The following is a 13,687-nucleotide window of genomic DNA, read 5'->3' as shown; positions in this document are numbered from 1 at the left end:
GGGATGGCCTTATTTGCCGAAGTTGACGGTCGGCGCCGTCGAAATGGATTTCTCGTTCTCGACCGTGAACGAGGGCTTGGCCTGGTAGCCGAACATCATCGCGGTCAGGTTGGTCGGGAAACTGCGGACCGTCACATTGTAGTCCTGCACCGCTGCGATATAGCGCTGGCGCGCCACCGTGATGCGGTTTTCCGTGCCTTCCAGCTGCGACTGCAGGTCGCGGAAGCTGGCGTCGGCCTTCAGTTGCGGATAGTTTTCCGACACGGCCATCAGGCGCGACAGCGCGTTCGACAGCTCGCCCTGCACCTGCTGGAATTTCTGGAAGGCTTCCGGATTATTCAGGACTTCCGGCGTGATCTGGAAGCTGGTCGCGGCCGCGCGCGCGCGCGTGACGGCTTCCAGCGTATCCTTTTCGTGCGTCGCATAGCCCTTGACCGTGTTCACCAGGTTGGGAATCAGGTCGGCGCGGCGCTGGTACTGGTTGACGACCTCGGACCAGGCGGCCTTGGTGGCCTCGTCCTTGGCCTGGAACTGGTTGTAGCCGCAGCCCGACAGCAGGGTGGCGGCCAGGACGGCGGCCAGCAACAGGCCGGCCCAGCGCGTGAACAAGGAAGGTTTCATCTGGCGATCCGTAACAAGTTGTCGAATGACCAAAATATACCTGAAATGACATTGTATTGGCGAGACGAGCCGGGCGGAGCGCTACAATAGCGGGTTTGCAATCAGATCAGAGAGGCCGTCATGAACTTCATCGACAAACTGGACGCCGCCTGGCGCCGCAACGATTCCCTGCTGTGCGTGGGACTCGACCCGGACACGGCCCGCTTCCCCGCGCACCTGCGCGACCGTGCCGACGGTATCGTTGAGTTCTGCAAGGCCATCATCGACGCCACCGCCGACCTCGCCTGCGCGTTCAAGCCGCAGATCGCCTACTTCGCCGCCCTCGGCGCGGAAGACCAGCTGGAAGCCATCTGCCGCTACCTGCGCGAGCGCTACCCGCACATCCCGCTGATCCTCGACGCCAAGCGCGGGGACATCGGCGCCACCGCGCACCAGTATGCGCGCGAAGCGTTCGACCGTTACGGCGCCGACGCCGTCACCGTCAATCCATACATGGGGTTCGATTCCGTCGAGCCGTACATGGCGTGGCCGGACCGCGGCGTGATCGTCCTGTGCCGCACGTCGAACGCGGGCGGGTCCGACCTGCAGTTCCTGGACGTGGGCGGCCAGCCGCTGTACCAGCACGTGGCGCGCCTCGTCGCGGACAAGTGGAACAAGAACGGCCAATGCGCCCTCGTCGTCGGCGCCACGTTCCCGGAAGAACTGGCGCAGGTCCGCGCCATCGTCGGCGACATGCCGCTGCTCGTGCCGGGCGTCGGCGCCCAGGGCGGCGACGTCGAGGCGACCGTCAGGTCGGGCCGCACGGCCGCCGGCGCAGGCATGATGATCAATTCCTCGCGCGCCATTATCTACGCGCAGCCGCAGGGCGGCGAAGATTTCGCCGCCGCCGCGCGCCGGGTGGCGCTGGAGACGCGCGACGCCATCAACCGCTACCGCGGCTGAGCCGCCTTACGTCCGCCCATCGCGCTGCCGGGCGATGCCGAGGTAGCGCATCCCGACCGCCAGCGCCGCGAAGCCGGACGCGGCGGCGACGCCCAGCGCCCAGCGCGGCCCCGCGTGGTCGGCCACCCACCCGACGATCGGCGCGCCGACCGGCGTCGTGCCCAGGGCGATGCCGAGCCGCACGGCCATCACGCGGCCGCGCATCGCGGGTTCGGTGGACAGCTGGATCAGGCTGTTCGACGTGTTGGTGAAGGTGAGGGCGGCCACGCCCGTCAGCGCCAGCGCGGCGGCGAACCACGGATAGCCCGGCGCGACGGCCGCGAGCAGGCAGCCGGCGCCGAACACCCCGGCCCCGATCAGCAGCGCGCCGAAGTGCGTGCGCTCGCGGCCGGCGGCGAGCAGCGCGCCGATGACGCTGCCGACGGCCATCGTCGACGACAGCAGGCTGTAGCCGCGCGCATCCGTATGGAACACGGAGACGGCCATGGTGCCGATGAAGATCGGGAAATTCAGGCCGAACGTGGCGATCAGGAACAGCATGGCGAGGATCGCCATCAGGTCCGGGCGCTTCCACACGTAACGCAGGCCGTCGAGCATCCCGCGTCCGCCCGCGCTCCCGTGCGTGCGCGGGTGCGCGTGCAGCTCGCCCTTGCGCAGCCACGCCAGCGAAGCCAGCACTGCCACGTACGACAGGCCGTTGATCAGGAACGCCCATCCGGTGCCGACGCCGGCGATCAACAGGCCGGCGGCCGCGGGGCCGATCATCCGGGCGGCGTTGAACGACGTCGAATTCAATGCGACCGCGTTCGGCAGGTCGGCGTCGCCGACGAGCTGCGCGACGAAGGTCTGGCGCACCGGCGCGTCGAAGGCCGATGCGCAGCCGAACAGGAAGGCGAACACGTACACCTGCCACAACTGGACGACGCCGGCGATCGTCAACAGGCCCAGCGCCAGCGCGAGCACGCCCATCGCCGCCTGCGTGACCATCATCAACTTGCGCTGGTCGACGTGGTCGGCGACCCAGCCGGTCCAGGGCAGCAGCAGCAATTGCGGGCCGAACTGCAGCGCCATGACCGTGCCCACGGCCGAGGCATTGTGGTGCGTCAGCTGGGTGAGCACGAGCCAGTCCTGGGCGGTGCGCTGCATCCAGGTGCCGACGTTGGAGACCAGGCAGCCGGCGGCCCAGAGGCGGTAATTGAAGTTATTTAACGAACGGAATGCGCGGGCCATCGGGATTGTCGTGGGGTGGGCGGGCCTCCGCCCACGTGGTGATACGTGACGGCCGCTCCGTCGAAGACGCGTTTCGTCCGTGCGAACGCCGGGCAAAAGCGCGTCTTGTCCGTGCGCATGCCGGTTGAACGCGTGGGCACGTGGTGCCCACCCTACGTAATGCGGCGCGGGCGTCAATCGATAACGAACGGAATGCGCGGGCCATCGGGATTGTCGTAGGGTGGGCGGCCCTCCGCCCACGCGGTGATACGCGACCGTCGCTCCGTCGAAAACGCGTTTCGTCCGTGCGAACGCCGGTTGAACGCGTGGCCACCGGTGCCCACCGTAACGCGGCGCGGGCGTCGATCAATACCGGCTCGGGGCGATCATCTCCGCGTAATCATACAACGCCCCGAGAATCTCCTCCGCCCGCTCGTCCGCCGTCTCGGACAACGTGTCGATCTCGGCGAACAACTGCTCGATCGTGCGCGCGCCGCCGGCGCCGTCGAACAGGCGCGCGGCGCGGTGTTCTTCCCACGTCTGCTGTTCCTCGTCGTTCAGGGTGTGCGGGAAGTTGCGCGCGCGGTAGCGGAACAGCAGGTGCGCCAGGCGCTCGTCCTCGAACGACGGGCGCAGGGTCGCCAGCTTGGGCGCGGCCTCGGTCCGCAGCGATTCCAGCCGGCGCCGGTCGCCGTTCGAGACGAAGCCGCCGTACAGGTCTTCGTCGACGTCGACGGCGGTCGCATCGGTCTCGCGCTGGTACACCTTCTGCCAGACCGCCGTCATGTCCGGCCCCGCCGCCGCGCTGCGCGCGTGCGTCAGACATTGTTCGACGTCCAGTTCCCAGCGCGCCGCCAACTGCGTGCTCAGCGTCTTCAGATTGCTGACCAGCATCGGCGACTTGTTCAGGTGCACGCTCTTGATGGGCAGCCGGGTCATCCCCTCGGGCATCTCGGCGGCACGGGTGAACAGGCGCTGGCGGATCGTGTCGACGTCGAGGCCGAACAGTTCGGACGGGTCGTGGCGGCAGTCCCACACGAGGACTTCGTTCTTGTTGGTCGGGTGCGTGGCCAGCGGCCAGACCATCGCGAGGCAGCCGCGCTCGGCCGGGAACATGCCGGAGACGTGCAGGAAAGGCTGGCGCAGCGCGCGGTCGAGGTGCAGGCCCATCTGCTCCGCGACCTTGTCCTTGCGGCGCAGTTCGAGGCAGAAGTCGAACAGCTTCGGCTGCTTGCTGCGCAGCAGGCGCGCGAGCGCGATGGTGGCGCGCACGTCGGACAGGGCGTCGTGCGCGGCGTCGTGCACGAGGCCGTTGTCGCGCGTGAGGTGTTCGAGCTTGAAGCTGGGGCGGCCGTCGTCGTGGCGCGGCCACGTGATGCCGTCCGGACGGAGCGCATAGGCCATGCGCACGACGTCGAGCATGTCCCAGCGGCCGCAACCGTTCTGCCATTCGCGCGCATACGGGTCCATCAGGTTACGCCACAGCAGGAAGCGCGTGACTTCGTCGTCGAAGCGGATCGTGTTGTAGCCGACGCCGATCGTCCCCGGCTCGGAGAACGCCGCGCCGATGCGGGCCGCGAATTCGTGCTCGGGCACGCCGTGTTCCAGGCAGTGCTGCGGCGTGATGCCGGTGATGAGGCAGGCTTGCGGATCGGGCAGGTAGTCCGGCGCGGGCTGGCAGTACAGCATGATCGGCTCGCCGATTTCGTTGAGGTCGGCGTCGGTGCGGATCGCCGCGAACTGCGCGGGACGATCGCGCCGCGGTTCGACGCCGAAGGTCTCGTAGTCATGCCAGAGGAACGTATGGGTGCTCATTGGGGTGCCGTGCGCGGCTCAGTTGCGACGCGCCATTCTAACGTGCATGAATCGCGCGGCCTAGCGTCGGCGCAATCGGGCCTCGGGAACCAAATCGACGTTCAGGTGCCGATGCGGTCCCGTCCGGCTTCCTTGGCGCGGTACAAGGCGGCGTCGGCGGCTTCGATCAGGCCACGTTCGTCCTGGCCGGGCAGCAGGGTGGCGACGCCGAACGAGCCCGTGACGTGGGGCAGGGGCAGGCGCATGTCGTCGAACACGACGGCCTCGCGCATGCGCGCGCACAGGCGCTCGGCCACCATCACGGCCTGCTGCTGCGGGGTGGCGGGCAGGATCGCCATCATCTCCTCGCCGCCGTAGCGCACGGCGAAATCGGTCGGACGCAGGCCGGCGCGGATCACGCCGGCCGCCGCGCACAGGGCGCTGTCGCCGGCGATGTGGCCGTGGGTGTCGTTGAACCGCTTGAAGTGGTCGAGATCGATCATCACCAGCGACAGCGGGCCGCCGTCCTGGCGCGCGCGGGTGACGAGCTTGGGCAGCGCGTCGTTCAGCCAGGCGCGGTTGTACAGGCCCGTGAGGCCGTCGTTGAACGACAGCTGGCGGTAGAACTCGCCCAGCTTCTGGCGCCGGCGCAGGCGCGCGTTGGTCGCGCGGATGCGGAACGACAGCAGCCGCAGCAGGTTGCGCGCCACGCCGTTGTGGCCGTCAATCAATTGCCACACGCGTTCGGGTTCGATCACCAGCAGCTCGCTGTCTTCGAGCGCGACGATGGCGTCGAGGTTGGCGGCATCGTCCAGCACGGACTGCTCGCCCACGCTCTCGCCGGGCAGGATGCGGTCGATGTTGCCTTCGCCCAGCGCCGCCTCCACCGCGAGACTGCCCGCCAGCAGGATGTACAGGCGGGCCCGCAGGCCGTCCTCGAGCGCCTCGCCGCGCGGCAGGCGCACCAGCTTGCAATCCGCGAGCGCCTGCGCGACGGCGGTGTCGTCGGCGTCGCGAAAGAGCTGCAGGTCGCGGATGCTGTAGGAGGATGCACCGAAGGTGCCGGTCACGATCATGGATTTAAACTTCTGAGCGACAACTTATATTGACAACCTCGCATGATACCTGAACAAAACACCAACGCGCTGCTTGGCGCCGATAAACAACAGTGTTTCAATGGCGGCATGAATACCGCTACCGATTCCATTCTGGCCGACGCGCTCGGCAACGTGCACGCGCCCGCGCCGGAGGCGCGCATCGTCTGCCTCGTGCCCTCGATTACCGAACTGCTGTGCGACCTGGGCCTGGCCGGCAAGCTGGTCGGCCGCACCGGCTTTTGCATCCATCCGCGCGCCGTCGTCGCGGACATTCCGAAAGTGGGCGGCACGAAGGCCGTCAATATCGAAAAGATCCGCAAGCTGGCGCCCACGCACGTCGTCGTCAACATCGACGAGAACGAAAAGCCGACCGTCGACGAACTGGCCGGGTTCGTGCCGCACATCGTCGTCACGCATCCGGACGCGCCGCGCGACAACCTGCACCTGGCACGGTTGATGGGCGGGATCTTCGGTGCCGAAGACGCCGCCGCGCGCTGGTGCGCCGCGTTCGAGGCCGAGTACGCGGCGCTGCGCGCGTTGCCGAAAACTCCCCCACGCACCGTGTTGTACTGCATCTGGCAAGACCCGTGGATGACGGTGTCGGACGGGACGTATATCGCCGCGATGCTGGCCGAACTGGGCTGGCGCGTACCGGACCTGGGCGCCGACCGGTATCCGCGCTTCGCGTGGTCGCAGGACCTCGTCGACGGACTCGACGCGGTGCTGTTGTCGACCGAGCCCTACCGCTTCACGGAAGCACACGCGGACGCGCTCGAAAAGCAGCTGGGGATTCCCGTGCTGCTGGTCGACGGCGAGATGATGTCGTGGTACGGCAGCCGGGCACTGGCCGGATTGCGGTATCTGCGCGCCTTGCCGGCGCTGCTGGACGGCGTCTAGGGCCACGGTTCAATCGGCCGGCGAGCCATGCGGCACGGCCGCGCGCGGCGCCGGCGCCTGTTCCAGCGCGTCGATCAGGCGCCGCCCGCAGGCGATACCCGGCTGTTCGACATAGCGCCACGCGACCCACGCCAGCGCCGCGGCGACGCCCAGGACGCACAGGAACTGGAGGACGCTGCCCGCATCCGATCCGGCGAACCAGGCGCTGGCGCCGGAGCCGGAAAACGCGTCGAGCACCGCGAAATGCAGGAGGAACACGCTGAAGCTGCGCCTGCCCAGTGCGATCGTCGCGCGGTTCACGAACAGCCGCGCGGGCCAGCGCGCCAGCAGCAGCGTGGCGGCGGCAAAGAACACGCCGATGGCCGGCGTGCACAGCGGTTGCGGCAAGCGCCACCAGCAGAAGGCGGCTCCGAGCATGCACAGCGTGGCGCCGGCGGCGAGCGGCCGGTCGGCCACGCCCGCCCTGAACGCCACGCAGGCGACGACGCCGGCTGCAAAAACCGGCAATTGCCCGAACACGTTGAAGCGGACGAAATTTCGCACGAGGTAGTGCTGCTGATCCGGGTAGGAGAACAGGTGCGGCACGACGGCGCCATCGAGCGCGAACAGCACCAGGCTGGCGGCGAGGAACAGCAGGGCCGGCCGGCGCGTGACGAGATTCGGCAGGCACAGCGCCAGGATGGCATAGAACCCCATCTCGTCGGCGACCGACCACCCGCCGGGTACGACGGCATTGATCGTTTCCGGATGGAGCCCGTGCACGAACAGCGCCGTCGCGGCAATGGCCGGCGCGTGGATGCCGTTGGGCGCCCAGTATCCGGGCGCCAGGCCGTGGAGCGCGAGATACAGCGCGATCGCGATCCAGAACATCGGCGCGACCCGGGCCACGCGCCGGATCAGGAAATTGCGCAGCGGGCGGGATTCATGCCGGCTCCGGCTCGCCCGCGACAGGCACAGCGTCAGCGCGCTGACGACGAAGAACAGCTGGACGCCGCACGCGCCCAGGTTCATCGCCGCGCGCAGCGCGTCGCTCGGCGGCATGGCCTGGCGGCCCGTATGGACGAGGACGACGCCGGCGACCGCGATGCCGCGCAGGGCGTCGACGGCGTCGTATTTCGCGATGCCGTGCGTCACTCGACCAATCCGTGCAGGATGGCGTATCGGACCAGATCCGCGTTGTTCATGAAGTTCATCTTCTGCATCAGGTGCGCCTTGTGGCTGCTGACCGTCTTGTTGCTGATCATGAGGTCCGCCGCGATGTCGTTCACGCTGCGCCCGCGCGCCAGCAGCGCGAGGATCTGGGTCTCGCGGCCGGACAATTGCTCGTGCAGGGGCGCGATACCGGGCTGATCGATATCGAAGACCAGCTGCTCGGCCAGGGTCGGGTCGATGAAGCGGCCGCCCGCGGCCGCCTTGCGGATGGCGACGACCAGCATCTCCGGTTCGCTGTCCTTGGTCAGGTAGCCCGAGGCGCCGGCCTTGAGCACCTGGCGCACCACCTGCGGCTCGTTGCGCATGCTCAGCACGAGGATCGGCAACTCCGGAAACAGCGCGCGCAGGCGGGTGATGACGTCGATGCCGCTCATGCCCGGCATGGTCAGGTCCAGCAGCGCCAGGTCGACCGGCGTGCGGCGCAGGAAATCGATGGCCTGCATGCCGTTGACCGCCTCGCCGACCACGTCGATATCCTTCACCATCGTGAACAATTGTTTGAGACCACCGCGCACGATGGCGTGATCGTCGGCAATCAGGATGCGGATCATCGTACCTCCTCCGGTCTGGCGGCCGGCAGGCGGACGCGCAGCGCCGTGCCTTCGCCCGGCACGCTGGCGATGGAAAATTCGCCGCCCAGCATTTCGACGCGCTCGCGCATGCCCACCAGCCCGAATTTGTTCCGCTCGACGTCGTCCGGCGCGAAGCCGCAGCCGTCGTCGCAGACCTCGAGCACGCAGCGGTCGTCGCGGGCCTGCAGGGTCATGCGGACCGAACTGGCCCGCGCATGGCGCGTGACGTTCGTCAGCGACTCCTGCGCGACGCGGAATATCGCCAGCTCGACGCCGTCGCCCAACCCGAGCGTCCGTTCGGGCGCGACCAGTTCGCAGTCGATGTCCGAGTGCGCCCGGAATTCCTTGACCAGCCACTCGAGCGCCGGGACGACGCCCATGTCGAGCACGGCCGGCCGCAAGGCCGTGGAGACGCCGCGCACCACGCCGATCGTGCGGTCGACCAGTTCGTTCATCTTGCCGACGTGGTGGGTCAGGCCCGGATTGTCCTGCCCGAATTCGACGCGCAACAGCGCGATCTTCATGCGCAGTGCCGTGAGCGCCTGTCCCAGTTCGTCGTGCAGTTCGCGCGCGATGCGCATGCGCTCCTCCTCGCGTGCGCGCTCGCGGTACGCGGCCAGGTCGCGCAGGCGCACATAGGATTCCTCCAGGCGCTGCTCGCTCTCGCGCAGCGCGGCGGTGCGCTCGGCGACCTGGAGTTCGAGTCCTTCGCGGTAGGCCTGCAACTGGCGCTCGGCGACCTTGCGTTCCTCGATTTCGCGCTGCAGGCGGTCGTTGCGCTCGGCCAGCAGGGTCTGCATCTCGCGCAGGTTCAGGTGGGTCCAGACGCGCGCCGTGACCTCGTCGATCTGGAACGGCTTGGTCACGTAATCGACCGCGCCGGCCTTGAAGGCGGTGACCTTGCTCTCGATGTCGAGCAGGGCCGTCATGAAGATCACGGGAATGGCACGCGTGCACTCGTCCTGCTGCAGGCGCCGGCACACTTCGAAGCCGTCGATGCCGGGAAGCATGATGTCGAGCAGGATCAGGTCCGGGTGCACGAACGTCGCGCGGCGCAATCCTTCCTCGCCGTCCTGCGCCACGACGACGCGCACGCCGTCGCGCTCGAAGCCCTTGGCGATCACGTCGAGGTTGGCGGGTGTGTCGTCGACGATCAGGATCGTCGGCCGCCGCGGGTACGGCGTGTCAGTTTGCATCTGCTACCTCATGAAATCGTTCGACCAGGGCCAGGATCGCCTTGGATTGATAGCTCGCGGCGAGCTCGACGAGCCGTTCCGCGAACGGGCGGTAACGGTCGTCCAGGCTGGCCAGGTGCCGCGCGTGGTCGACGATATCGGCCATGTTCCCGATCATCGCCAGCCGGTACAGCAAGTCCATTTCTTCCGGCGGCGGCGCGACCAGGTCCTCGGCCGACGGGCCGCGGGCGGGCGCCAGGCCGACCGGCGCGCCGTCGATCACCGGCAGGTCGAGCTCGAACCAGAACCGGCTGCCATGGTCCACGCGGCTCTCGACCCGGATCTCGCCGCCCATGAGGCGCACGAATTGGCTGCTGATGAACAGGCCCAGGCCGGTGCCGCCGAGCTTGCGCTGGTGATCGCCCGCCTGCTCGAACGGCTCGAAGATCGTGTCGAGCTGGCCGCGCTCGATGCCGATGCCGGTATCCTCGACCTCGAACAGCAGCCGGCCCGGCGGCGTGAAGCGCACGCGCAGCACGACGCTGCCGTGGTCGGTGAACTTGACGGCGTTCGACAGCAGGTTGAGCAGGGCCTGGCGCAGGCGCTGCTCGTCGGCGCGGACGACGGCCGGCAGGTTCGGCGGCAGCGTGTGGAGGAACGCAACCTGCTTGCGCTCGGCACGCACGCGGATCATTTCGGCGATGGTATGCAGGAATTCCGCCAGCGGCACGTTGGAGGGCGCCAGCGCGAGCTTGCCGGCCTCGATCTTGGCGGAATCGAGGAAATCGTCGATCAGCGTCATCAATTGTTCGCCGCTCTTCTGGATGACCATCAGGCTGGGCGCCTGCTCGGCCGGCAACGCGGCGTCGCGTTGCAGCAACTGCGCATAGCCGAGGATGGCGTTGAGCGGCGTGCGCAATTCGTGGCTCATCTGCGTCAGGAATTCGCTGCGCTGCCGCGCCAGGCGCTGCAATTCCCCGGTGCGCGCCTGTACGCGCTGCTCGAGGCTGCCGTTCAGTTCCTGCAGTTCGGCCTGCGACTGGCGCAGCTTCCGGTTCGTGGCCGACAGCATGCCGTGCGACTTGCGCAGGCGTATCAGGAAATAGCTGGTGCCCAGCAGGAAGGCGACGCATGCGCCGAGCACGGTCCACGTCCAGCGCTGTTTCAGTTCGCGCTGGTTCAACTCGAACGCCTGCTGCTCGTTGCGGCGCGCCAGGTCTTCGATGGCGTGCTGCTTGGTTTCGGTCTCGTAGCGCTGCGCCAGTTCGAGCATGCGCGCACCCGACTTCTCGATCGCACCCTTGGCGCCCATGTCGCTCGCCTCGATCGACATCTGGTAGGCGCGCCGATAGTCGCCGCGCGCCGAATAGACGCCGGCGAGGCGGCGCGCGCTCTCGCTTTGGTAGAGCGGGAAGTTGATTTCCTGGGCGATCCGGTAAGCGCTTTCGGCGTCGGCCCACGCCGCCGCCAGCTGGCCGGTCTGTTCGTACGCCTTGCTGCGCGCGTTATACGTGAACCACAGGCCGATGCGGTTCTGCTGCCCCACGTAGATCGCCTCGACCTCGGCGTACAGGGGCATGGCCGCGGCCATCTGCTTGCGGTTGCGCAGCCGCTCGGCGAGATTCAGCATGCCGAAACCGAGGCCCGTCGACGTGTGCACGGCGCGGAATAGATCGATGCCCCTGCGGATCTCCGATTCGCCTTCGCGCGCGTCGCCGAGATCGCTTTTGACGTTGCCCAGGCCGACCAGCGCATAGCCTTCGAGCAGCCGCAACCCGGCGCCATGCGCCACCTCGTACATCTTCGTGTAGTGTTCGAGCGCCTCCTTGCGGCGTCCGCTCAGGTCGTAGGAAATGGCCATGCACTGGCGCGCGTAGGCCAGCTCGAGCGGGTCGGCGAAGCGCCGCGCGACTTCCATCTCGCGCATGCACAGCGTCACCGATTCGTCGAACTGGCCGATACGGCGGTACATCATGGCCGTGCGCAGCATCGCTTCGCCCTGCAGGTCGCGGCGGTGCACGCCTTCCAGCACGGTCATGCTGCGCAGCGAGTAGTTGACGATGTCGTCGACGCGCCCGCGGAAGATCGCATTCACCGACAGGTTGAGGTAGGCCTCGGCCTGGCCGGGCCGGTCCTGGACCTGCAGCGCCAGTTGCAGGGCCTGCTCGGCATGCACCTGGGCGTCTTCCGTGTGCGCCTGGTAGACCTCGGCGCGCGCCAGCGCGTTGAGCGCGCGCGCGCGGTCGCTCGGCGTGGCGCCGAGCGGCACGTCCTCGGCCAGCTGGGTGGCGCGCTGGTAGGCCTCCGCTACGTCGCGCTCGGCGAGCAGGCGCATGGTTTCGACCTGGCTGCGCCATTCGTCCAGGGTCAGCGCGTGGGCCGCGCCGCTCAGCGCAAGGCCGGCGAGAAACAGGAACGGCGCCCATGACAGACGGGGCGTCATGCTTTGATCACCATTGTCGTTTCGGAGTGCCGGAATTCCATGATAGCAGGCGCGGACGAGCCTGCAGTCATGCGGCATCCCGCATGCAGGATGGGGGCGAGCGCCGCGGCGGGCATGGGCGCGCCGAACAGATAGCCTTGCACGCACCAGCAGCCGTGCGCCAGCAGGTAGTCGACCTGGTCCTGCGTTTCCACGCCTTCGGCGATCACCTGCAGCCGCAGCGCCGCGGCGATCGACAGTATTGCCTTGACGAGTTCGCTCTTGTTGACGTCCTGCGGAATATCGCTGACAAATGAACGGTCGATCTTGATCTGGCTGACCGGAAAGCGGTAGAGGTAACCGAGCGCCGAATAACCGGTGCCGAAGTCGTCGATCGAAATCACGAGGCCCAGCGCGTGCAGGCGGCCGAGCATGCGCGCGACTTCCTCGTTGTCCTCCAGCAGCAGGCTTTCGGTGATTTCCAGCTTGAGCCAGGCGGGCCGGCAACCGCTGCCGGCCAGCACGCGCTCGACGGTGGCCACGAAATCGTGGCGCATGAACTGGCGCGTGGAGACGTTGACCGAGACGGCGACCGGCCGTTCCAACGTGCGGTTCCAGGCGGCGGCGGTGCGGCAGGCGGCGTCGAGTACCCATTCGCCGATCTCGACGATCTGGCCGGATTCTTCGGCGACGGGAATGAATTTGTCCGGTGCGACCATGCCATGGCCCGGCCGATGCCAGCGCAGCAGCGCTTCGACGCCGGCGATCGTGCCGTCGCGCAAGTCGATCTGCGGCTGGTAGTACACCTCGAGTTCGCCGCAGCGCACGGCCTTGTGCAGCGCGGCCGCCATTTCGAGGCGTTCCGACGAGCGCGCCGTCAGTTCGGTCACGTAGAACCGGACATTGTTCCGCCCCTCGCGCTTGGCGTGATACAGCGCGGAACCGGCGAAGCGGAACAGTTCGTCGATGGCGACGGCATCGTCCGGATACAGCGCGACGCCGATGCAGGCCGAAACGATGACTTCATGGCCGTCCAGCAGGTAGGGCGCGGTCAGCGCATCGATGAGTTTGTGGGCGACGAGGCCGGCATTGTCCAGCCCGCGCGCGCCGGGCAGCAGCACGGCGAATTCGTCGCCGCCCAGCCTGGCGACCGTGTCGAACGGGCGCATCTGCAACTGCAGGCGTACGGCCGCCTCGCACAGCAGCGCATCGCCGGCGCCGTGGCCGAGCGAATCGTTGACTTCCTTGAGGTGGTCCATGCCGACGATCATGAACGCGAACTGGTTGTCGGTGCGGGCGCCTTCGGCAATGGCCAGGCGCACGCGATCGGTCAGCAGCGTACGGGCCGGCAGCCCGGTCAATTCGTCGTACGAGGCCTGCTCGCGATATGCCGCGTCGCGGCGGCGCAGGTCGTCTTCCAGGCTTTTTTGCCGGATGAACAGGGTGCGCAGGCCGAACGCGTAGGCGCCCATGGCCAGCGTTCCCGTCAGTCCGGCCGACAGCAACGACATCGCCAGCGCCGCATTCCAGTCCAGGTTGCCGCGGTGCCCGGCGTGCAACAGGCATAGGACGAGCGCGCAGAGGATGACCAGCGCGCTGCCGCCGGCCAGGGCCAGCAGCCGCAACCTGCGCACGTCCGGCGCGTCTCGTGGCCACGAGGCCGGGATCGCGTATGTCCCGCCGTCGGCTTGTCGTACCGCCATCTTTCCCTCGTCCCCGTCAGTGTCTCGTGTACTGCTACCGATA

Annotated in this window: 11 protein-coding genes; 2 read left to right on the top strand and 9 right to left on the bottom strand. The window is 67.9% G+C overall.

What is annotated here, in order from left to right; all coding sequences use genetic code 11:
- Positions 1-9: 9 nt before the first annotated feature.
- The gene (locus tag U9J41_RS18195) at positions 10-621 is read right to left on the bottom strand and encodes a LemA family protein (protein WP_322403579.1); all 612 of its coding nucleotides are present in this window, start codon (positions 619-621) and stop codon (positions 10-12) included.
- Positions 622-741: 120 nt separating this feature from the next.
- On the opposite strand from U9J41_RS18195, the gene pyrF reads away from it, so the two are divergent.
- A complete protein-coding gene (pyrF, locus tag U9J41_RS18190; protein WP_322403578.1) occupies positions 742-1,563 on the top strand; it encodes an orotidine-5'-phosphate decarboxylase in 822 nt (273 codons plus the stop codon).
- 6 nt (positions 1,564-1,569) lie between these two features.
- Here pyrF and U9J41_RS18185 read toward each other — a convergent pair whose 3' ends face one another.
- From U9J41_RS18185 to U9J41_RS18175, 3 genes are all read right to left on the bottom strand, one after another.
- Complete coding sequence (locus U9J41_RS18185; protein ID WP_322403577.1) at positions 1,570-2,793, bottom strand: MFS transporter; 1,224 nt, start codon at positions 2,791-2,793, stop codon at positions 1,570-1,572.
- A gap of 345 nt (positions 2,794-3,138) precedes the next feature.
- On the bottom strand, positions 3,139-4,587 hold the full coding sequence (gene sbcB / locus U9J41_RS18180; protein WP_322403576.1) for an exodeoxyribonuclease I: 1,449 nt from the start codon (positions 4,585-4,587) through the stop codon (positions 3,139-3,141).
- A 101-nt stretch (positions 4,588-4,688) separates the two neighbouring features.
- Entirely contained in the window at positions 4,689-5,642 is a 954-nt protein-coding gene (locus U9J41_RS18175; RefSeq protein WP_322403575.1) for a GGDEF domain-containing protein, read from the bottom strand.
- A 108-nt stretch (positions 5,643-5,750) separates the two neighbouring features.
- Between U9J41_RS18175 and U9J41_RS18170 the strand changes: the two genes are divergently transcribed.
- On the top strand, positions 5,751-6,560 hold the full coding sequence (locus tag U9J41_RS18170; RefSeq protein WP_322403574.1) for a helical backbone metal receptor: 810 nt from the start codon (positions 5,751-5,753) through the stop codon (positions 6,558-6,560).
- A 9-nt stretch (positions 6,561-6,569) separates the two neighbouring features.
- Here the strand turns inward: U9J41_RS18170 and U9J41_RS18165 are convergent, their stop codons facing one another.
- From U9J41_RS18165 to U9J41_RS18145, 5 genes are read right to left on the bottom strand one after another with little or no spacing between them, the layout of a single operon-like run.
- Complete coding sequence (locus U9J41_RS18165) at positions 6,570-7,694, bottom strand: acyltransferase family protein (protein WP_322403573.1); 1,125 nt, start codon at positions 7,692-7,694, stop codon at positions 6,570-6,572.
- Positions 7,691-8,323 (bottom strand): response regulator transcription factor, encoded by a 633-nt coding sequence (locus tag U9J41_RS18160; RefSeq protein ID WP_322403572.1) that lies wholly within the window; start codon positions 8,321-8,323, stop codon positions 7,691-7,693. The genes U9J41_RS18165 and U9J41_RS18160 overlap by 4 nt, the downstream gene beginning before the upstream one ends.
- Complete coding sequence (locus U9J41_RS18155; protein WP_322403571.1) at positions 8,320-9,540, bottom strand: response regulator; 1,221 nt, start codon at positions 9,538-9,540, stop codon at positions 8,320-8,322. The genes U9J41_RS18160 and U9J41_RS18155 overlap by 4 nt, the downstream gene beginning before the upstream one ends.
- Positions 9,530-11,962, bottom strand: a complete 2,433-nt coding sequence (locus U9J41_RS18150; protein WP_322403570.1) for an ATP-binding protein — start codon at positions 11,960-11,962, stop codon at positions 9,530-9,532. Before U9J41_RS18150 ends, U9J41_RS18155 begins: the two co-directional genes overlap by 11 nt.
- On the bottom strand, positions 11,959-13,644 hold the full coding sequence (locus U9J41_RS18145; RefSeq protein WP_322403569.1) for a putative bifunctional diguanylate cyclase/phosphodiesterase: 1,686 nt from the start codon (positions 13,642-13,644) through the stop codon (positions 11,959-11,961). Before U9J41_RS18145 ends, U9J41_RS18150 begins: the two co-directional genes overlap by 4 nt.
- Positions 13,645-13,687 lie beyond the last annotated feature (43 nt).

The sequence above is a fragment of the Massilia luteola genome (assembly GCF_034420155.1).
Classification (GTDB): Bacteria; Pseudomonadota; Gammaproteobacteria; order Burkholderiales; family Burkholderiaceae_D; genus Telluria; species Telluria luteola.
Note: the sequence above shows the minus strand (reverse complement) of the source record. Positions and strands in the feature narration are given on the sequence as shown.